This is a genomic window from Enterobacter cloacae complex sp. EB5, from assembly GCF_031432835.1.
Lineage (GTDB): Bacteria > Pseudomonadota > Gammaproteobacteria > Enterobacterales > Enterobacteriaceae > Enterobacter > Enterobacter hormaechei_C.
In genome coordinates, this window is sequence record NZ_CP133860.1 from 4,600,049 (window position 1) to 4,620,366 (window position 20,318).

19 protein-coding genes and 2 pseudogenes are annotated in these 20,318 nt (G+C 54.2%); 10 read left to right on the forward strand and 11 right to left on the reverse strand.

The genetic code is table 11. The annotated features are described in order from the left end of the window. Positions 1 to 12 precede the first annotated feature (12 nt). Positions 13 to 1,002 (forward strand): 2-hydroxyacid dehydrogenase, encoded by a 990-nt coding sequence (locus tag RHN82_RS22035; RefSeq protein ID WP_047050821.1) that lies wholly within the window; start codon positions 13 to 15, stop codon positions 1,000 to 1,002. Positions 1,003 to 1,272: 270 nt separating this feature from the next. Next, complete coding sequence (locus RHN82_RS22040) at positions 1,273 to 2,109, forward strand: alpha/beta fold hydrolase (RefSeq protein WP_047050820.1); 837 nt, start codon at positions 1,273 to 1,275, stop codon at positions 2,107 to 2,109. Between the two features lie 96 nt (positions 2,110 to 2,205). Here RHN82_RS22040 and RHN82_RS22045 read toward each other — a convergent pair whose 3' ends face one another. Both RHN82_RS22045 and RHN82_RS22050 read right to left on the reverse strand, forming a co-directional pair. Beyond that, positions 2,206 to 2,379: a GnsA/GnsB family addiction module toxin gene (locus tag RHN82_RS22045; RefSeq protein ID WP_064718041.1), complete on the reverse strand. Its 174-nt coding sequence runs from the start codon at positions 2,377 to 2,379 to the stop codon at positions 2,206 to 2,208. A 295-nt stretch (positions 2,380 to 2,674) separates the two neighbouring features. Beyond that, positions 2,675 to 2,953 carry a DUF1471 domain-containing protein gene (locus RHN82_RS22050; RefSeq protein WP_003857380.1) on the reverse strand — a complete coding sequence of 93 codons (279 nt, stop codon included), beginning with the start codon at positions 2,951 to 2,953 and terminating at the stop codon, positions 2,675 to 2,677. A 228-nt stretch (positions 2,954 to 3,181) separates the two neighbouring features. Between RHN82_RS22050 and RHN82_RS22055 the strand changes: the two genes are divergently transcribed. Beyond that, positions 3,182 to 3,772 (forward strand): DUF4142 domain-containing protein, encoded by a 591-nt coding sequence (locus tag RHN82_RS22055; protein WP_047050817.1) that lies wholly within the window; start codon positions 3,182 to 3,184, stop codon positions 3,770 to 3,772. Between the two features lie 73 nt (positions 3,773 to 3,845). Here the strand turns inward: RHN82_RS22055 and RHN82_RS22060 are convergent, their stop codons facing one another. Both RHN82_RS22060 and RHN82_RS22065 read right to left on the reverse strand, forming a co-directional pair. Further along, the gene (locus tag RHN82_RS22060) at positions 3,846 to 5,942 is read right to left on the reverse strand and encodes a pyrroloquinoline quinone-dependent dehydrogenase (protein WP_047050816.1); all 2,097 of its coding nucleotides are present in this window, start codon (positions 5,940 to 5,942) and stop codon (positions 3,846 to 3,848) included. A gap of 10 nt (positions 5,943 to 5,952) precedes the next feature. Continuing rightward, positions 5,953 to 6,318 (reverse strand): hypothetical protein, encoded by a 366-nt coding sequence (locus RHN82_RS22065; protein ID WP_032653447.1) that lies wholly within the window; start codon positions 6,316 to 6,318, stop codon positions 5,953 to 5,955. A 633-nt stretch (positions 6,319 to 6,951) separates the two neighbouring features. Between RHN82_RS22065 and RHN82_RS22070 the strand changes: the two genes are divergently transcribed. The 3 genes and pseudogenes from RHN82_RS22070 to RHN82_RS22080 all read left to right on the forward strand — a co-directional run. Continuing rightward, a complete protein-coding gene (locus tag RHN82_RS22070; RefSeq protein ID WP_080344063.1) occupies positions 6,952 to 8,214 on the forward strand; it encodes an amino acid permease in 1,263 nt (420 codons plus the stop codon). An 87-nt stretch (positions 8,215 to 8,301) separates the two neighbouring features. After that, positions 8,302 to 8,541, forward strand: a complete 240-nt coding sequence (locus RHN82_RS22075) for a DinI family protein (protein WP_003857390.1) — start codon at positions 8,302 to 8,304, stop codon at positions 8,539 to 8,541. 149 nt (positions 8,542 to 8,690) lie between these two features. Beyond that, a pseudogene (locus RHN82_RS22080) lies at positions 8,691 to 9,050 on the forward strand (SOS response-associated peptidase family protein); the annotation flags it as partial. Positions 9,051 to 9,078: 28 nt separating this feature from the next. On the opposite strand, the gene RHN82_RS22085 reads toward RHN82_RS22080, so the two are convergent. Further along, positions 9,079 to 10,199, reverse strand: a protein-coding gene (locus tag RHN82_RS22085; RefSeq protein WP_085950818.1) for an IS3-like element ISSen4 family transposase whose coding sequence is annotated in 2 segments (ribosomal slippage) — positions 9,079 to 9,941 and positions 9,941 to 10,199 — 1,122 coding nt in all. Because the reading frame shifts where the segments join, the coding sequence is not laid out codon by codon here. A 67-nt stretch (positions 10,200 to 10,266) separates the two neighbouring features. Between RHN82_RS22085 and RHN82_RS22090 the strand changes: the two are divergent. Continuing rightward, positions 10,267 to 10,599: pseudogene (locus RHN82_RS22090) on the forward strand (SOS response-associated peptidase family protein); the annotation flags it as partial. Positions 10,600 to 10,659: 60 nt separating this feature from the next. On the opposite strand, the gene RHN82_RS22095 reads toward RHN82_RS22090, so the two are convergent. Further along, positions 10,660 to 11,151, reverse strand: coding sequence for a DUF523 domain-containing protein (locus tag RHN82_RS22095; protein ID WP_047052654.1), 492 nt, complete (start codon positions 11,149 to 11,151; stop codon positions 10,660 to 10,662). A 292-nt stretch (positions 11,152 to 11,443) separates the two neighbouring features. Beyond that, entirely contained in the window at positions 11,444 to 13,477 is a 2,034-nt protein-coding gene (dcp, locus tag RHN82_RS22100) for a peptidyl-dipeptidase Dcp (protein WP_047052655.1), read from the reverse strand. A gap of 143 nt (positions 13,478 to 13,620) precedes the next feature. Here dcp and ydfG point away from each other — a divergent pair, with 143 nt between their 5' ends. Together ydfG and RHN82_RS22110 are read left to right on the forward strand one after the other, a co-directional pair. Further along, positions 13,621 to 14,367, forward strand: coding sequence for a bifunctional NADP-dependent 3-hydroxy acid dehydrogenase/3-hydroxypropionate dehydrogenase YdfG (gene ydfG / locus RHN82_RS22105; protein ID WP_310398571.1), 747 nt, complete (start codon positions 13,621 to 13,623; stop codon positions 14,365 to 14,367). A gap of 90 nt (positions 14,368 to 14,457) precedes the next feature. Beyond that, positions 14,458 to 15,144 (forward strand): GntR family transcriptional regulator, encoded by a 687-nt coding sequence (locus tag RHN82_RS22110; protein WP_047052657.1) that lies wholly within the window; start codon positions 14,458 to 14,460, stop codon positions 15,142 to 15,144. Between the two features lie 35 nt (positions 15,145 to 15,179). Here RHN82_RS22110 and RHN82_RS22115 read toward each other — a convergent pair whose 3' ends face one another. Further along, positions 15,180 to 15,611, reverse strand: a complete 432-nt coding sequence (locus tag RHN82_RS22115; RefSeq protein ID WP_047052658.1) for a universal stress protein — start codon at positions 15,609 to 15,611, stop codon at positions 15,180 to 15,182. A gap of 287 nt (positions 15,612 to 15,898) precedes the next feature. Between RHN82_RS22115 and ydfZ the strand changes: the two genes are divergently transcribed. Further along, entirely contained in the window at positions 15,899 to 16,102 is a 204-nt protein-coding gene (gene ydfZ / locus RHN82_RS22120; RefSeq protein WP_003857405.1) for a putative selenium delivery protein YdfZ, read from the forward strand. Positions 16,103 to 16,146: 44 nt separating this feature from the next. Here ydfZ and RHN82_RS22125 read toward each other — a convergent pair whose 3' ends face one another. The 3 genes from RHN82_RS22125 to RHN82_RS22135 all read right to left on the reverse strand — a co-directional run bounded on the left by RHN82_RS22125 (position 16,147) and on the right by RHN82_RS22135 (position 20,306). Further along, positions 16,147 to 17,610: a mannitol dehydrogenase family protein gene (locus RHN82_RS22125; protein WP_047052659.1), complete on the reverse strand. Its 1,464-nt coding sequence runs from the start codon at positions 17,608 to 17,610 to the stop codon at positions 16,147 to 16,149. Between the two features lie 223 nt (positions 17,611 to 17,833). Then, the gene (locus tag RHN82_RS22130) at positions 17,834 to 19,213 is read right to left on the reverse strand and encodes an MFS transporter (protein WP_047052660.1); all 1,380 of its coding nucleotides are present in this window, start codon (positions 19,211 to 19,213) and stop codon (positions 17,834 to 17,836) included. Positions 19,214 to 19,286: 73 nt separating this feature from the next. Next, on the reverse strand, positions 19,287 to 20,306 hold the full coding sequence (locus RHN82_RS22135; RefSeq protein WP_047052661.1) for a Zn-dependent oxidoreductase: 1,020 nt from the start codon (positions 20,304 to 20,306) through the stop codon (positions 19,287 to 19,289). Positions 20,307 to 20,318 lie beyond the last annotated feature (12 nt).

Sequence of the window (20,318 nt, forward strand, 5' to 3'; positions counted from 1 at the left end):
GGAGAAAGTCTTATGAAACTCGCGGTATATAGCACAAAGCAGTACGACAAAAAGTATCTGCAACATGTTAACGAGACGTACGGTTTCGATCTTGAATTTTTCGACTTTCTGCTGACTGAAAAGACGGCTAAAACCGCCCACGGCTGCGAAGGCGTGTGTATCTTCGTTAACGACGACGGTAGCCGACCGGTGCTGGAAGAGTTGAAAAAACAGGGCGTGAAATACGTTGCCCTGCGCTGCGCGGGCTTTAACAACGTCGATCTCGATGCCGCCAAAGAGCTGGGTCTGAAGGTCGTTCGCGTCCCGGCCTATTCTCCGGAAGCCGTGGCAGAACATGCCGTCGGGATGATGATGTCGCTCAACCGTCGTATTCACCGTGCCTATCAGCGTACCCGTGATGCCAACTTCTCTCTGGAAGGGCTGACCGGCTTTACCATGTACGGTAAAACCGCAGGCGTGATCGGTACCGGCAAAATTGGCGTGGCCGCCCTTCGCATCCTGAAAGGATTTGGCATGCGCCTGCTGGCGTTTGATCCGTACCCAAGCGCCGCTGCGCTGGAGCTGGGCGTGGAGTATGTCGATCTGAAAACGCTCTTCTCGCAGTCTGACGTAATCTCCCTGCACTGCCCGCTGACCCCGGAAAACTATCATCTGCTGAACCAGTCGGCGTTCGACCAGATGAAAGACGGCGTGATGATCATCAATACCAGCCGCGGCGGGCTGATCGACTCTCAGGCGGCTATCGAAGCATTGAAAACGCAAAAAATTGGCGCGTTGGGTATGGATGTGTATGAGAACGAACGCGATCTGTTCTTTGAGGATAAATCTAACGACGTGATCCAGGACGACGTGTTCCGTCGCCTGTCGGCCTGTCACAACGTGTTGTTCACCGGTCACCAGGCGTTCCTGACTGCCGAAGCGCTGATCAGCATTTCAGAAACCACGCTGGGGAATTTGCGTCAACTCGAAAAGGGCGAAGCGTGCCCGAACGCGATCGTTTAAGACCTTCAGGCCGGGTGGCGGTGACCTCTGCCCGGCCAATAATAAGCCCATCGGAAAAATAACAGTGCCCGGCGTGTATAAGGGCTATTTCGTTTAAAATTTATAATGACCCTATAAAATAAACCTATAACTGTTTTCAGGAACCCTTCTACACTTTAAGCGGATACATCGGTAATAAGATTAATATAAGTCAATTTTATTACGTTCTTAAATGCTGGGCTATTTACTTAGCCTTCACACATTTTTGCCATTAGCAGAGGAGTCTGAAATATGGCATTCGTAACAACGAAAGATGGTGTCAGTATTTATTACAAAGACTGGGGTCCGAAAGAGGCGCAGCCTATTGTTTTCCATCACGGCTGGCCGCTGAGCGCCGATGACTGGGATAATCAGATGCTCTTTTTCCTTGCTGAAGGCTTCCGCGTCATCGCCATCGACCGTCGTGGTCATGGTCGTTCCGATCAGGTGAGTGAAGGTCACGATATGGATCATTATGCCTCCGACGCATCGGCCGTGGTTGAAAGCCTCGATCTGCGTAATGCCGTGCACGTCGGCCACTCCACCGGCGGAGGCCAGGTCGCCAGATACGTGGCGAAGTACGGTCAGCCTCAGGGGCGAGTGGCCAAAGCGGTACTGGTTAGCGCCGTTCCACCGCTGATGGTCAAAACCGACGCTAACCCCGGCGGAACGCCCATTGAGGTGTTCGACGGCTTCCGCCAGGCGCTGGCAGCTAACCGCGCCCAGTTTTACCTCGACGTAGCCAGCGGTCCGTTCTATGGATTTAACCGGGATGGAGCAGACGTTTCGCAGGGCACGATCCAGAACTGGTGGCGTCAGGGTATGATTGGTAGCGCCAAAGCCCACTATGAAGGCATTAAGGCGTTTTCAGAGACCGACCAGACGGACGATCTCAAAGCCATCACGGTTCCTGTCCTTGTGTTGCAGGGCGATGACGATCAGGTCGTACCGTATAAAAATGCCGCCCTTCTACAGGACAAGCTGCTCGCAAACAGCGAACTTAAAATTTATCCAGGCTTCCCGCACGGGATGCATACTACTCATGCCGATACCATAAATGCCGATATCCTGGCATTTATTCGCTCATAAAGACGTTGATTATCCATAAAAAACCGGGCGCTATGCCCGGTTCTCTTTCACGGTTATAGAAAAAACCACATGAGCGACCATTTCAGGAAAAGACGATTACAGGAGTTTGATTTTTACCTCATACCCCTCAAGGCCTGTCATGGCCTCACGCGCAGTAAACTCAATTTCAGACACTTCCTGCCCTGTTTTTTTTCGTAGCTCTGCAATTTTTTTGGCTATAAGCGCTGAAATTTCTTCTTCTGCCTTTTGCGTCATTGCGTCAACTTTCATGTTTACCTCTTGCGACCGTTTACTGTTTCCATTTTCTAACTGGCTTTTACCATAAGCTTATGTAAAGCGTAGACTATCTGCGTTACGTCTGCTGTCTTCGCCTCCAGGTGAGTCTTGCATTTAAAATAAGCATTTAGATTGCATTATTTCTTCAAGGTGTTATTGTCCCAACGCCTTAGAGCACATAAACAAAAGATAAGATTTGACTCACACTCGCCCCGCATCAGGGGCATTTTTTTGGCGGTATATAAGCAAAAAACCCGCCAGAAGCGGGTTTTTGAGTTATTCGAGAAAATTATTTAAAGACTTCTGCGACGGCCTGGAAGTTAGGGCCATGCTCACGGGCAGCGATAATGACGTAGTATTTCCCGCCCTTCTCGTCTGCCAGTTTGGAGAGTTTCTGATGAAGATCTGAAGGTGAAGAAATTTGTCCACCTGAAGCCCCTACAGATACATTACCAAGGTATTCAAGTTTGAAGTGGTGCGCTTCATCCTTGGAAATCATATCTGCCGCAGATGCGCCGAAGCTTGCTACTGTTAAAGCCAATACACTCCCTAATAGTGCTTTTTTCATATCATTCCTCCTGTTGATGAATCTATATATTTAACATTAGCACCAAATATGTAAATGATCCGTATCAATATTGTAGAAGGATTGAGCATCACTTCCAGCCATCACTGACCTGAACAGCGGGTGCAGCAGGTTCATCTACTATACTGACCCATGTAGTGAGCATTTATCTGCCCGGTTGCGCCTGAAGCAACCGAAACTTACCTGTACCATGACCATCAGGAGAACAATATGCACACGAGTAAAACCCTGAAAAGGCTGCTAGCCGTATCAGCAGTTGCAGCAATGTTCAGCACCGTTGGCGTACAAGCCCAGACAACTAGCGCCGCGCAAACTCAAACTGCGGGCCAGGCTCAACCGGACGCCAGACTCAGCTCCGGCGACGAGAAAGCGTTAAAAGACATGGCGCAGGCCAATATCAACGAAGTTGCGGCCGCCAGGCTCGCCCTCGACAAGGCCCAAAGCAATGAAGTGAAAACATTCGCCCAGAAAATGGTCGACGATCACGGCGCTGCGCTGACCAAAGTCCAGGCCGTTGCCCAGAAAAAGGGCGTGGAGCTGCCGACCGAGCCTGACGCCGCGCATAAAGCCCTGAACTCAAGGCTGGAAAACCAGCGCGGTGACGCTTTTGACAAGATGTATATGGAATATGCTGGCGTGAAGGACCACGAGAAGGTGCTGTCGAAGCTTAAAAGCGATGCCAGTAAAATCGACGATCCGGATGTGAAGGCTCTGGCGAACGAACATACGCCGGTGGTTGAGCAGCACCTGAAGTCCGCCGAGCAGATGTCAACGCGTGCTGGCGCATCAGCCGATAAATAACGTGTCGGTAAAACGACTACTGCAAAATAAGGTGGGGCCCGCAGGCCCCACTTCATTTTCCCTTCCAGGTGAATTATTCCGGCAAGGCGTAAACAACCACCTGATCGCCCACCTGATCCTTCAGGATCGTATTCCCGCCTGCCACGAAGGCCACATACTGCCGACCTTTATATTCATAGACGGACGGGTTCGCTACCGCCGGAGCTTCTGCCTGATCGGACCACAGCTCTTCACCGCTCTCGACCGAGTAGGCACGCACTTTGGCATCCATTGAGGCACCGATGAAGATCACGCCGCCCGCCGTCACTGCCGGACCGCCAATGGTAGGCGAACCCCAGCTTTCCGGCATGAAGAAGCCATACTGCTGAGAAGCACCAATCGGACGACGCCATTTCACATCGCCCGTGTGCATGTCCAGCGCCACGATTTCACCAAACGGCGGCTTCCAGCACGGCATGCCCAGCCAGTTGCTCGCCACCAGCAGACGCATACCGTACGGGGCGCCTTCCTGTGGGGCAAAGCCGCTTTCGTTGCCGGAGTCTTTGTCTGCGTTATCGTAATCCTCACGGCTGTAGAGCTTCACGTACTGAACGATATGCGAGGTGTTGACGATGGCGATCTGTTTTTGCGGATCGAACGCCACCCCGCCCCACTGTACGCCGCCAGCGCTATCGGGATAGGTGAGCGTGCCTTCGCCTTTGGTGGTTGGCGGGGTATACATTCCCTCATAGGTCAGGTTATCCCACAGGCGGGAGCACTGGCCGCCACCGACGATATCCGCCAGCTTCCAGATTTCTGGTTTTTTCGACTGGTCGAGCAGCGGCGCGGGTTTGGTCGGGAACGGTTGCGTAGGCGAGAGAACTTCGCCCTGGACCGAACCATCACCCTGCGGAACCGGACGTTCTTCGATTGGCCATACGTCCTCCCCCGTCAGGCGGTTAACCACAAACAGGAAACCCTGCTTGGTGGCCTGAATCAGCGCCGGGATCTGCTTGCCGTCTACGGTGATGTCCATCAGCGTCGGGGCGGAGTTAATATCGTAATCCCAGACGTCGTGGTGTACCCATTGACGGGACCAGACCACTTTACCAGTGTTGATGTCCAGCGCGGTGGTCGAGGTGCCAAGCGGAATAGCGTCTACGCGGTTGCCGCCCCAGTAGTTGGGAGACGGCGAGGAGACCGGGAGATAGACCAGACCGTTGGCCTCATCGGCGGACATGTGCGTCCAGACGTTGGCGGTACCGGTACGCTTGCGGATCTCTGCCGGGATCGCCTCAAAGGTCCACTCAAGCTTACCGGTCTGGGCGTTGACTGAAAATACGGTGCCCGGAGGGGCTTCGGCATAGGCCCAGTCTTTCCCGGCCCAGCCCACCAGAAGGTGGTTGCCGACAACGGTTGGCGGTTGCAGGACAGAGAGCGGATACTTCGCGTTAACGGTGTTCCACTGGTTCAGATCCAGCACGCCGTTGTCCGCAAAGCCGCTGCACGGTTTGCCTGAATCGGCATCCAGCGCAAAGAGCTTACCGTCAACGGTGCCCATATAAACCATCTTCTGGCATGCCTCTCCGCTCACCGGATTTTTGGCCTGCCAGTAGGAAACGCCGCGGTTTTTCAGCACCGGCTGGGTCAGCGCCTTGCGCGACGATTTGGTGTCATAGTGCCACTTCTCTTTACCCGTCCCCGGATCCAGCGCAATCAGGCGATCGAATGGCGTGCCAATGTAGAGCGTATCGTTGGCGAAAATGGGCGTTGCGGACCAGACGGTAGCTGGCGTATCGCCTTTACCATCCGAGACATCGCCGGTATGGAACTCCCAGACTTTCGTTAATTTCCCGACGTTATACGCCGTAATTTGGGTCAGCGGACTGTATTTCTGCGCGTTAAGCTGGCCGTGGAAGCTGTCCCAGGTGGCGGTGCCGGGCACCAGCGGCGTCGCCGGCTGGCTGGCCGAGGCGACTTTCTTTTCGTCACCGCTGCCGGTTGAGGCATCGTCGGTGGTTTTTGTGGTTCCGGGCGCCTGCTGATCGGCCGCATCAACATTCAGTGATTTCTGGGTCCCCTGAGAGGCTTCAGCGGCCTTATCCTGCGCCTGTAGCGCGAGCGGAGCGACCAGCAGCGCCAGCGCCGTCATGCTGACTTTTATGAAGGGATAATGCTTATCGTTGTGCACGGGCGGCTCCTCAGCTTCTGACGGGATGGTTGTAACGGGCGGAATGGCTGCTCAGCATAATCAGACCCACCAGGCCGACCACCATGGCTGCCGTTATGATGTACTGGTGCAGCAGCGCGGCGGCGAAAGCAATACCCGCCAACACCACCAGGGTGACAATAATCAGAAAAACGCGCGCCCCGCGACGCGATGCCGCGCGTAGCATAAAGGTCAGGATCGCCAGCACTACGCTGGCAATGACCACGCCCAGTGCGCCAATGGTGCCAGTGACGCCGGTAAGCGGCGTCCACCAGGCGTATAGCGCCACCGCGAAGGCTATTATCGCGCTCAGCAGCAGCAAAATGCTGCCGATGCGCGAGGATTGAGAATGCAACATACCAGGAGTCCCCCTCTGAAAAATGCAAAATTGACCATCATTAAGGCGTTTTCGTGGATATATGCCCCTGCTGCCCGTCGCTATTAAGGCAACGCGACGTGTGGAGCGGCGGCATATTTCACTAAACGTAACTGAGTATAGAAGAGGATTTTTTTATGGGGCGTTTAATAGCAGGCATAGACACCTTGTGCCCCTTCGCCACCATAAAGAGAGCGTTATGTTACAAGACGGTTCGAAAGCTACGAGCGGGTTACGCGATTGTCTACATTCTGTTTTTTAATTTCAGGCATAACGGGATAATTTTCTGCCCAATAAAATAATTAAATAAGCCCCCCTTCAATATGACGGCGCCTTATGGTACTTAATAAAACAGGGTGTTTATTCTTTAATTAACAGACGTGCAGGCAGGGAAAGTCAGTCGTTATTTGTTCATTAATTTAACAAATCCCTTTCTTAATTAACCGCCTGTTAAAGCATCGTCAAAGAATAACGATAGTTATTGCAGGCATACACATAAGGTTTACGGTATGCGAAATCAGACCCCTCCCACCCGTGACGTAATGGCGCAGCAACGACTACAGGCAGATAAAAACTAAATAAGTCGTCGCTCCTCTAACAACGCGGTAAAATATGATGAATAAAGCCACTACTCTCTCAGCTAATATTACAACACGCTCTAACTGGCACTGGCAGGATAATATCTGGACGCTGGGCCTCTATGGTACAGCCGTCGGGGCGGGAACACTGTTCCTGCCCGTGGAAATCGGCACCCGCGGTCCGGTTATTTTCCTGGTCATGCTCCTGCTGGGGCTGCCGTTATCGCTTATCCCCCATTTACTCCTCTGTCGCGTGTATATGCGTGAGGAGAAGACTGAAAACGGCACGTTGCCGATCTTCGGCTCCTTCTTCAGCGGACGGGGTGAAAAGCTGATCACCCTGTTCTATTGTGTGACCTTCTTCCCGGTAACACTGGTTTACGGGGTGGCGCTGATTAATGCACTGGATAATTTACTGGTGGAGCATCTGCATATTACCGCGCTCAGCCGTGGGCCATTGTCGTTTATCGTGGTTGCTGCGCTGTATGTGGTGCTGAGCAATGGTCGGGACAGGGTCGTGGCCATTATGAGCGCGCTGGCGCTGCCGTTCGCGGCATCTGTGCTGCTGATCGCCGTTTCACTTATCCCGGGCTGGCATCTCTCAAACCTGACCGATACGGCCGCTGAAATGACCGCCACGCCGCTTCCGGTCACGCTGAAAAATATCTGGCTGACGCTGCCGCTTATTACCTTCTCGTTTTGCTGCGCGCCTATGGTCTCTCCGCTTAGCTCTTACTACAGGGAGAGGAAAGCGGAGGGCGAGAAAAAGGCACTGTTCGTGATCCGCATCGCCTATTTAGCCATCTTCGCCAGTATCCTCTTTTTCGTGCTGAGCTGCGTGCTGGGGATCCCGCATGACAACTTTGTGCGGGCGAAGGCAGAAAACCTGAATGTGCTGTCGGTGATGAAGGGAAACGGTGATCTCAGCCTGATTTATCACATTGCCCCGCTCATCGCTATCATCGGTATGACCAAATCTTTCCTCGGCGTAGGCCTGTCGGTCGCACAAACGTTTGGTCAGCTGGCTGCCAGCGTATCCGGCAAAAAGGCCAACGCCAGCAAGCGGCTTGCCTCTCTGGCGCTGTTCCTGCTGACCTATGGCATTGTTTATGCCAATCCGGATGTGCTCAGCCTGATTGAAATGTTCTGCGGGCCACTGATTGCGGTGATCCTGTTCCTTATCCCAGCGTACCTCATTTACACCCGCCCCTCGCTGGCGGAGCTTCGCGGCGTGATGGTGTTTCTGGTTGTTCTGGGGGGGTTGGCAACGCTGTCTGCATTGCTCTGGACGATGCTTTAGCCTGAACGCCGTTTGACTGTACCCATATACAGTAGTATTTTACGTTCAGGCTGAATCACATGCGTAATATCCATAAGGTAAACAATCATGTTTGTGGAACTGGTTTATGACAAGCGAAACGTACAGGGGCTGGAGGGAGCCAGGGAAATCATCCTGGCCGAGCTGACAAAACGCGTGCACCGGATTTTTCCTGATGCCAGCGTGACGGTTAAACCAATGCAAGCGAACGGCCTGAACAGCGACGCCAGCAAAAGCGACCGTGAAAAGCTCAACCGCATGCTTGAGGAGATGTTCGAAGAATCGGACATGTGGTTGATACAAGAGTAACCGGGCGCAAAGCCCGGTTCTGTTTTCATCTCACGATACCCCTGTGCATTCAGCACGCGATTTTCCAGCATCGGTTCACTCTCAGGTGCGTGCCCGCGCTACTTTTTCTCCCTGCCCTATACTTTCAGTCTGACTGACTGGAGGTTTCTATGTGTGGACGTTTTGCACAAGCCCAAACCCGTGAAGAATATCTGGCTTACCTGGCCGACGAAAGCGATCGCGACATCGCATATGACCCTGAACCCATTGGCCGCTACAACGTTGCGCCCGGTACCAAAGTGCTGCTGTTAAGCGAACGCGACGAACAACTGCACCTCGATCCGGTATTCTGGGGCTACGCGCCTGGATGGTGGGACAAAGCACCACTGATTAACGCGCGTGTAGAAACTGCGGCCACCAGCAGAATGTTTAAACCTCTGTGGCAGCATGGCCGGGCGATCTGCTTTGCCGATGGATGGTTCGAATGGAAAAAAGAAGGCGACAAGAAACAGCCGTATTTCATTCATCGTGACCTGCCCCCACGATTAGATACAACACTCAGTTAGTAACGTCGGAATCTTCATTCTCAGAATGACCCTTTCTCCAGCCCGCTGCAAATTCAGACGGTGTCTGATAATTCAGCGTGGAGTGCGGGCGGCATTCGTTATAATCCTGCCGCCAGTCATTAATAATTTTCCTGGCATGAACGATATCGCTGAACCAGTGCTCATTCAAACATTCATCGCGAAATCGTCCGTTAAAGCTCTCAATAAATCCGTTCTGCGTTGGCTTGCCCGGCTGGATTAAGCGCAACTCAACACCATGCTCAAAGGCCCATTGATCCAGTGCACGGCAAGTGAACTCCGGCCCCTGGTCAGTTCTTATCGTCGCCGGATAGCCTCGAAACAGTGCAATGCTGTCCAGAATACGCGTGACCTGAACGCCTGAAATCCCAAAGGCAACAGTGACCGTCAGGCATTCCTTTGTGAAATCATCGACGCAGGTAAGACACTTGATCCTGCGACCGGTGGAAAGTGCGTCCATGACGAAATCCATCGACCAGGTCAGATTGGGCGCCGCCGGACGGAGCAGCGGCAGACGTTCTGTTGCCAGCCCTTTACGACGTCTTCTGCGTTTTACGCCCAGGCCACTGAGGTGATAAAGCCGGTACACGCGCTTATGATTAACATGAAGCCCTTCACGGCGCAGCAACTGCCAAATACGACGGTAGCCAAAACGCCTGCGCTCCAGTGCCAGCTCAGTGATGCGCCCTGATAAATGCGCATCAGCAGCCGGACGGTGAGCCTCATAGCGGCAGGTCGACAGGGATAAACCTGTAAGCCTGCAGGCACGACGTTGCGACAGACCGGTCGCATCACACATCAACATCACGGCTTCCCGCTTCTGGTCTGTCGTCAGTACTTTCGCCCAAGAGCCACCTGAAGCGCCTCTTTATCCAGCATGGCTTCGGCAAGCAGCTTCTTGAGTCTGGTGTTCTCTTCCTCAAGCGACTTCAGGCGCTTAACTTCAGGCACCTCCATACCGCCATACTTCTTACGCCAGGTGTAAAACGTGGCATCGGAAATGGCATGCTTGCGGCAGAGTTCACGGGCGGGTACCCCAGCTTCGGCTTCGCGGAGAATACTGATGATCTGTTCGTCGGAAAAACGCTTCTTCATGGGGATGTCCTCATGTGGCTTATGAAGACATTACTAACATCGGGGTGTACTAATCAACGGGGAGCAGGTCAATCGGGCCGACGGGCAGCCGATATTCATGGCGGCGATCGGCAGTACGCCGTTTGAGCGCGGCGATGAAGCCGAGGGATTTCTCATAGTGACCTCTGCTGCGGATAAAGGCCTCGTTGATATACACGATCGGCGGCCGCTGGTTCTGTCGCCAGAAGCTGCAAGGGAATGGATGCGCCAGGACGTAGGCGGGAAGGAAGCGGAAGAGATCATTGCCGACGGTGCAGTACCCGCCGACGAGTTTATTTGGCATGCTGTAACTCGCGCCGTGGGGAACGTGAAGAATCAGGGGGCGGAATTAATCGAGGTGGCTCATAAAATGGAAAAATGAGCTTGCATACCCATTATGACCAGGAAGCGATGCCGCTCGGCGTTAATCGTGGAGAATCGCTCATTCCCTTTCTTCAATCCAGTTCACAAGCTCCGCAAACTGAGTTTCTGAAAATACCGCAATACCATGCCCGGAGAGCAATGACGCTGCCACTCCCATACCCGATTTACGCTGATTACTGAAAGAACCGTTGTAGATAAACTGAGTTCCGCACGTTGGACTACCATCAGTTAACAATGCAGCAGTACATCCTGCTTCTTGTGCTGCTCGCAGAGCCAGCCAGGCTGCAAGTTGATAATGCCCGGTAACATCTTTTCCTGTGTTTTCAATTATTCTGGCTTGTCCACGCATTACGTCTTTACCCTCAGCTGACATAATCTCAGCGGGTGGTCTCGGAACAGGTAGCCCCGCAGCCAACTCAGGGCAGTGGATCACCAGGCGCTGCTCCTGTTGCCAGCGAGCAAGTTGATGAGTCATCTGCGCTTTCTCTTTCCCGTTATAACGGACTTTAAGGCCCATCAGGCAGGCACTGACCAGTATTTTATTTATCATTGTTTAAAAGTATTTTTCACACAGATACAGATGACGCTTTAGTTCCTTTTCAAGGTCCTCAAAATCATAATGTGCATTAAAATGACACATGCCACTACTAGCTAGATCATTCATTTCTCGCTCTCTGATAAGTTCCAATAGGGAAATTTCATAATGAGGATGATAGCGTTAATCAAGGCCTGCTCGGTTTTTATTTGTTCAACATTACGAATACCTGCCTTATTTATGGAGGAATTTAGGGGAAGCAAAAACCGGGCCTCGCGCCCGGCTTTGTTCACACACTAAAAAAGCCTTACGCACTCAATCCGCGATTCTCCAGCATCGGTTCAATCCTCGGATCGTGCCCGCGCCAGTTCCGGTAGAGTTCTGCTAAATCAGTGCTGTTACCGCGGGACAAAATCGCCTCGCGGAATTTTTGTCCGTTTTCGCGCGTCAAACCGCCCTGCTCGACAAACCACTGATAGCCATCGTCCGCCAGCATCTGCGTCCAGAGATAGGCGTAATACCCCGCCGCGTAGCCTCCGCCGAAGATGTGGGCGAAATAGCTGCTGCGATAGCGCGGCGGTACGGCGGGTAGATCCAGCCCCTCTTTTTTCAACGCGGCGGCTTCAAAGGCTTCCACGTCTTCAACGGGCTCCTGAATGCCGTGCCAGTTCATATCCAGCAGCGCGGCACTCAATAGCTCCGTCATGTCATAACCCTTATTAAACTGGGTCGCGTTGAGCATTTTTTCCCGCAGCGCATCCGGCATCGGTTCGCCGGTTTGATAGTGACGGGCAAAGTGCGCAAACACCTGCGGATGGCTGGCCCAGTGTTCATTGATCTGCGAGGGAAATTCAACGAAATCACGCGGCGTGTTGGTGCCTGATAGCGTGGCATAGCGCTGGCTGGCAAACAGGCCGTGCAGCGTATGGCCAAACTCGTGGAACAGGGTAATCACATCATCCCAGGAGATCAGCGCGGTCTGCCCGTTCGCTGGTTTTTGATAGTTGCAGACGTTATAAATCACCGGACGCGCGGCAAACTCATAAGACTGCTCAACAAAATTCCCCATCCACGCGCCGCCCGCTTTGGAATCACGCGCGAAAAAATCGCCGTAGAACAGCGCCATGCCTTCACCCGTGTGGTCGAAAATCTCCCACACGCGCACATCCGGGTGGTAAACCGGAATATCGAAACGCTCGACAAAGCGGATACCGAACAGCTGCGTAGCGGTCCAGAATACGCCATCTTCCAGCACGGTATTGAGCGCGAAATAGGGTTTGATTTGCGACTCATCCAGCGCGTATTTCGCTGAGCGCACACGTTCGGCATAAAACGCCCAGTCCCAGGCATGCACCGTAAAACCACCCTGCTCGTCGTCGATGACCTTCTGAATATCCGCCTGCTCCAACGCAGCCCTGCCGCGCGCCGCAGGCACTATTCCGCGCATGAATTCGAGCGCCGCTTCCGGCGTTTTCGCCATCTGATCGGCAATGCTCCAGCTCGCATAGTTGTCAAAACCGAGCAGCTGCGCCTGTCTTGCCCGTAACGCGGTAAGCCGGCGGATCAGCTCGCGCGTATCGTTTTCGTCGCCTTTCTGGGTGCGTTCCCAGCCCGCGCTGAACAACTTTTTACGGGTCTCGCGCAACGTCAGCGCCGCCAGCGCGGGCTGTTGCGTGGTATTCAAAAGCGGGATCAGCCAGCGATCCGTCAGCCCTTTTTCTGCGGCAGCGTGAGCCGCGGCAGCCATCTCCTCCGCACTGAGCCCGTCAAGCTGGTGAACATCGTCCACCACCAGCCCTCCCGCCTTGTTCGCCGCCAGCAGGCGCTGGTTGAACTGGCTGGTCAGGGTGGCGGCTTCGGTATTCAGGGCTTTCAGCTCGGCTTTTTCATCGGCGTTCAGACGCGCGCCAGCAAGAACAAAGTGCTGATACGTCTCCTCCGTCAGTCGGCGGGATTCGGCATCCAGCGCCTCGCGATCCTGCCAGACGGCTTCCACGCGGGCGAAAAGCGTATCGTTTAGCCAGATATCGTTCGCCAGCCCGGCCAGTTCGGTGGAGAACTGCTCGTCCAGCGCCTGAAGATCATCGTTGGTGTGTGCGGACGTCATGGCGAAGAACACGCTGCTCACACGCGATAGCATGGCCCCGCTCTTTTCCAGCGCCAGCACGGTGTTATCGAAGTCCGGCGCGGCGCGCTGCGCGATAATCGCGTCAATGTCTGCACGCTTCAGGCGCATTGCTTCATCAAACGCCGGACGATAATGGCTGTCGTTGATCGCATCAAAACGTGGCGCCTGATAAGGCAACAGGCTAATTTCAAAAAAAGGATTGTTGACCGACATCGTTTACTCCTGAGCACGGTATTTCTCCCCAGAGTAGGCCAGCCTGCGCTGGCCTGCAATGGCGTCATACAAATGTTGCCTTAACGACGTGCCGGAGAGCGTGCTATGTTAGTACAACACAAAAAGCGTTGAGGAACAGTGAGATGATTATTTTAGTTACCGGGGCGACAGCGGGTTTTGGTGAAAGCATCACGCGTCGCTTCGTCGCCAACGGACACAAAGTGATTGCAACAGGGCGTCGTCAGGAGCGTTTGCAGGAGCTAAAAGACGAGCTGGGTGACAGCATTTTGAGCGCACAGCTGGACGTCCGCAACCGCGCCGCCATTGAAGAGATGATTGCCAACCTGCCTGCCGAATGGCGTGAAATTGACGTGCTGGTCAATAACGCTGGCCTGGCGCTGGGCATGGAGCCTGCCCACAAAGCCAGCGTGGAAGACTGGGAAAACATGATCGACACCAACAACAAAGGGCTGGTGTACATGACCCGCGCCGTGCTGCCGGGCATGGTTGAACGTAACCGTGGCCATATCATTAACATCGGTTCCACCGCCGGAAGCTGGCCTTACGCGGGCGGCAACGTCTATGGTGCGACCAAAGCCTTTGTCCGCCAGTTCAGCCTGAACCTGCGCACCGACCTGCACGGCACCGCGATCCGCGTGACCGATGTTGAGCCGGGTCTGGTAGGCGGAACTGAATTCCCCAACGTGCGTTTCAAAGGCGATGACGCGAAAGCGGATAAAACCTATGAAAACGCGAATGCGCTGACGCCGGAAGATATCACCGAAACCGTCTGGTGGGTCGCGAATCTGCCGAAGCATGTCAACATCAATACGGTGGAGATGATGCCCGTCAGCCAGACCTATGCCGGACTCAGCGTGCATCGCGGTTAATATACCCCACCCGGCCTGCGGGCCGGGTATGTGATGGCAGGGAAAAGAATGGTAGTATGTTCAGGTTAACTCTCTGAGAAATCACAACCCATGGCCGCTGAATCGCAACTTAATCCTACCCAGCCCGTTAATCAGCAAATATATCGCATCTTACGCCGTGATATTGTTCGCTGCCTGATCCCACCGGGAACGCCACTCTCAGAAAAAGAGGTTTCGGTACGTTTTGACGTTTCCCGTCAGCCCGTACGTGAGGCGTTTATTAAGCTTGCAGAAAACGGCCTTATTCAGATCCGCCCTCAGCGCGGCAGCTATGTTAATAAAATTTCGCTTTCGCAGGTACGGAACGGCTGTTTTGTTCGCCAGGCCATTGAGTGCGCCGTGGTGCGTCGCGCCGCGTCGCTTATCAACGATAACCAGTGTTACCTGCTGGAGCAAAACCTGCATCAGCAACGAATCGCCATCGACCGCAAACAGTTAAACGACTTTTTCCAGCTGGACGACGAGTTCCACCAGAAACTGGCGCAGATCGCCGAGTGTCAGCTCGCGTGGGATACCGTCGAAAACATCAAAGCGACCATCGACCGCGTGCGCTACATGAGCCTCGACCATGTTTCTCCGCCAGAGATGTTGCTGCGCCAGCATCATGATATTTTCAACGCGCTGGAAAAACGCGACGTGGAAGCCGTAGATAAAGCGATGACGCTTCACCTTCAGGAAATTAGCGAGTCAGTTCAGTTAATTCGTCAGGAAAACCGCGAGTGGTTCAGCGAAGAATAAAACCTCACCGCCCCCTTTCGGTTGCGGCGAAGTAATTAGCGGACCACTAATACCGGAATAGTGGCGTAGCGCAGGATAGTTTCAGCATTCGAACCCAGCAGATGGGTTGTAATGCTCGGGTTTTTTGATCCGATAACAATGACGTCGTATTTCCCCTCTTTGCTGAGCTTGATGATTTCATCGCGTACGTTGCCGAAGCGAACTTCACAGTCAATATTTTCCGGGGACATCTCAAAGAGCCGTTTCAGCGCCTTCATCTTCTTATCAGACTCGGCGGTCATATACTCTTCGAACTTCTTAATATCGGCATTGAACCCCCGCAGTAACGAACGGCTGCTGTTAGGGAGAATGTTGACCAGGGTGATCGTCGCGCCTTCCGCCTTCGCGAGGTTGACCGCATGGCGTACCGCTTTATCGCTCAAATCCATTTCAAACACGTCAACAGGCATCAAAATTTTCTTATACATAAGCCTGACTCCTTTTCCTGTGAAGGGTTATTTTCTGCCTCCAGAATGACATTGTGGATATAAACAAAGCCTAAACACTTGCACCTGGAAACTATCAATTAAGGAAAATAACTGTCCGCTTTGTAAAGTGGTGTCCTGAACCGTCAACGCCTGCATGAAATAAGAAAAAAGTGTGAGCTTGATCAAAAGCAAATAATTTCGTTAAAGAGAGGCGTATTAATAGTGCCCCGTGAACGGCAGCCGTTGAATTAGCGCCGTAACGGATAAGTACGAGAGGAGAAAATACCATGATGACATACGACCGTAACCGAAATGCAATCACCACTGGCAGCCGCGTCATGATTAGCGGCACAGGTCAGTTCGGCGTGATTAAAGCGATCCACAGCGACGGCCTTAATGCCGAGCAGGTGCGTCGTGGTAAAACGGTTGAAGTGGAAGGATGCGAAGGTAAGTTCGAACCGATTGAGCTGATTCGTCTGGGGATGCACTAAGCTGCGCCCCGACATGCCGCCGCGGACGGCGGCATGTCATCGCGTTAAAGCCGGGCGGCGTACTCAGCAACCGTGGCCTTCGCGCCTTTTTGCAGCAACGTCTGATAAGCCTGCATGACCGCAGCCACAAAGACCGCGTCCTTCGGCAGCTCGTTACCGAAAATAGCCTCAATGCCCAACAGCGCGCTAACGCGGCTTTCTCCTTCAGCGCTACTGTTTACCGCCGCCTGAATCACCGCCAGCTGCGGATCGCTCACCTCAATCGCGTTACCCTGCTCATCCACACCGCCGACATAACGCATCCAGCCCGCCACACCGAGGGCCAGCAGCGGGAAAGGTTTCTGGTGGACAAGGTGCCAGCGCACGGAATCGAGCATCCGCTGCGGCAGTTTCTGGCTACCGTCCATGGCGATTTGCCAGGTGCGGTGACGCAGGGCCGGATTGCTGTAACGCGCGATCAGCAGGTCAGCATAGTGAGCTAAATCCACCCCCTTCACTTTCAGCGTCGGCGCCTGCTCTTTCAGCATCAGCGCATGCGCGGCTGCGCGATAATGTTCATCTTCCATGCAGTCGTTAATGTGCTGATAACCGGCCAGGTAGCCGAGATAGGCCAGGAACGAGTGGCTGCCGTTAAGCATACGCAGCTTCATCTCTTCAAACGGAATGACATCAGAAACCAGTTCCGCACCGGCCTTTTCCCACTGGGGACGTCCTGCGACAAAATTATCTTCCACCACCCACTGACGGAACGGCTCGCAGGCGACACCTGCCGGATCGCGTACGCCGGTCAGTTGTTCGATTTTATCCAGCGTTTCAGCCGTGACGGCGGGCACAATACGGTCCACCATGGTTGACGGAAAGGTGACGTTCGCTTCAATCCAGTCTGCCAGTTCGCCGTCAACAGCGCGCGCGTAAGCGCAGGTGACATTGCGCATCACGTGGCCGTTCTCCGGCATGTTATCGCATGACATTACGCTGAATGCTGGCAGCCCCGCCACCTTACGCCGCGCCAGCGCTTCAACCACCACGCCCGGCGCCGATTTCGGCTGATGCGGGTTTTTCAGGTCGGCAACAATTAACGGATGATCGAACATCAGTTGTCCTGTTGCCGGCGAATGGCAATACCCTTTCTCGGTGATGGTCAGGGAAACAATGGCGACCTGCGGCTCGCACAGCGCCGCCAGCACGGTTTCCAGCCCGTCGACCTGCGCATGCAGCGCGTTTTTGACGACGCCGACCACGCGCGCCGTCCACGCATCGGCAGACATCTCTGCCACGGTATAAAGGTTATCCTGTGCCTTCAGATCGGCGATCTGCTGTTCGCCGCCAATCAGGTTAACTTCGCAGTAACCCCAGTCGCTGCCCTGTTCTGCGGCGAGAATATCGGTGTACACCGCCTGGTGCGCGCGGTGGAACGCGCCAAATCCTAAATGAACAATGCGTGCCTTGAGGCTGTCGCGATCGTACTGAGGACGCGTTGCCTTCGCCTGTAATAACTGGTTTTCCATGATTGAGACTCGTTAATTAATGAACGCTGTGATCCGCTGCCGCTTCCTGATCAAAGCGGCAGCGCCTGCTGACTACACCAACTAGAATGGCAGTCGGAGTCAAAAAACGCTGCCATTAACCATACTGATACGTCGTTTTCAGATCTTGATTTACATTAACTTTTCGCCATGTGGTGTGACATCAGTGAAAAGTTGTGTGACAGGTAGCGCAAGATGTAAACCATCAGCGGCGTGAAGAGAGCGCGCCGTAGGCTACCGCTTCTTTATGAGGCGCTTCGGCTGCATCTTCGGCTTCACTCAGATCGCGGTCGCGCACTTCCGGCATCAGCAACGCGGAGACCAGCCCAATCAGCGAGTACGCCACCAGCATCGCCACAATCGGCCACCAGGACCCGGTCATGTTGCAGAAGATCCCCGCCAGCACCGGACCAAAGCCCACCGCCACCAGACCGCCCGCCTCTTTGGAGATCGCCATGCGGGTAAAGCGGTTGCGCGAACCAAACATCTCCGCCATGGTGATGTTTTCCAGCGCAAACAACCCGAGCACCGCAAAGTTATGAATAACGATGATAGAGAGCATAATCACGCCCGGCGCGTAACTCTTGTCAACGATAATCGACAGCATCGGGTAAGCCAGAATAATGGCTGAAATGTTAAGAATGATATACGGCAGACGGCGCCCCACTTTATCAGACAGCCAGCCCAGCAGCGGGATGGAGGCGAAGCCGAGAATCGAGCTGATCATCAGCGCATCGGTTGGGATCGCCTTATCGAATAACAGCGTCTGCACCAGATACCCGGCAAGGAAGGTCTGGATCAGACCAGAGTTACCGGCCTGACCAAAGCGCAGCCCCGTCGCCAGCCAGAACGATTTGCTCTTAAACATCGCGCCGACCGAGGTATCTTGCGCAGCAACCGGCGCAACGGCTTCGGCGTCGTTAACCTTCTCAAACACCGGGCTCTCTTTAAGGTTCATACGCAGCCAGATGGCGAAGATCATCACCACCACGCTGGCGAGGAACGGCACGCGCCAGCCCCAGGCAATAAGTTCTTCACGGTCGAGGGCAAAGAACATCACGGCCCAGATCGCCGTGGCGCTCAGCGTCCCGCAGTTGGTGCCCATGGCCACCAGCGAGGAGATGATGCCGCGTTTACCCTTCGGCGCGTACTCTGCCAGCATGGTACCCGCGCCGGAGATTTCTGCCCCCGCGCCCAGCCCCTGAATAATACGCAGCGTCACCAGCAGCACCGGTGCGAAAATCCCGATCTGCGCATAGGTCGGCAACACGCCGATTAAGGTGGTGCAGATCCCCATCATGGTGATGGTGATAAACAGCACTTTTTTACGGCCAATTCTGTCGCCCATTCTGCCGAAGATAAATGCCCCGACGATACGCGCGATGTAGCCTGCGCCGTAGGTGCCCATCGCCAGGATCAGCGCCATGGCCGCGGACTGCTCAGGGAAGAAAATTTCATGGAACACCAGCGCGGCGCCAAGGGAGTAGAGCTGGAAATCCATAAACTCCAGGGCGGTGCCCAGCCAGCCAGATACGGCGGCTTTCACCAGATCTGACGTACTTCTTTGAGGTTGTGCTTGAGTCATAATGGCTATCTCTGAAAAGTAAGATGCGTACCACTTAGAGCCTGTCTTCGCAGGCTCTTAACCGCGTGAATTATTATTGGTCGAACGTGAGCAAGACTTTGCAGCACTGCCGCTGGTCTTTTTCAAACAGTTCGATGGCGTCTGTAACGTGGTGATAGTCAAAAGTATGGGTGACCAGTTTTTCAGGGTCGATCAGCCCTTTTTCCAGCCAGTCAATGACCACCGGGAATTTGTTGGCATTCAGGCGCGACGAGAAGATCGACAGCTCTTTGCCGGTGATCCCCTGCTGCACGATCTGGCTCGGGTCGCTGGAGAAGCCCATCAGCACGATGCGCGCCGCCGGAGACGCCAGCGTAATCGCTTCCTGCAAAATGGACGGATGACAGGCAGCATCGATGATTAACGTCGGCTTGATGCCTTTTTCATCCAGCGCGGTCTGTAACGACTGCTCGCCGTTGTTGAAGACCCAGTCTGCGCCGCTGCGTTGCGCCATCTCCAGCCGCTCATCAATGCGATCCACCACGATGACCTGCTTCACCTTGTAAACGCCCTTCAGCGCCTGCACGGTAACCAGCCCCATCGGGCCTGCGCCGTAGATCAGCGCCACATCCTGTTCGGTGGGTTTCGCCTGCCCCGTCACGTTGGCGGCAATGGTGAATGGCTCAACCATCACCGCGTGTTTGTCAGGAATTGCGTCCGGAATGTGCCAGGCATTTTTCGCCGGCACGACGGCGTATTCGCTGAAGCCACCGTCGCGATGAACGCCCAGCACCACCAGCGAGGTACAAACGTTCGGTTTTCCAACGGAACACGGGTAGCAGTGCCCGCAGCTGATCACCGGATCAACCGAAACGCGCTGGCCCAGTCGGGTGCTCTCCACGCCTTCGCCAACCGCGTCTATTTCGCCAAAGAACTCGTGACCGATTACCCGCGGGTATTTCGCAAACGGGTTATGCCCGCGATAGATATGGCTGTCTGAACCGCAGATACCGGCGAGCTTAATTTTGACGCGGACGTCGCCTGCGCCCGGCAACGGGAGAGGACGTTCCTCAATCACCAGCGTATTCGGCTGTTGGATCACTACGCTTTTCATCATTCGCTCCTC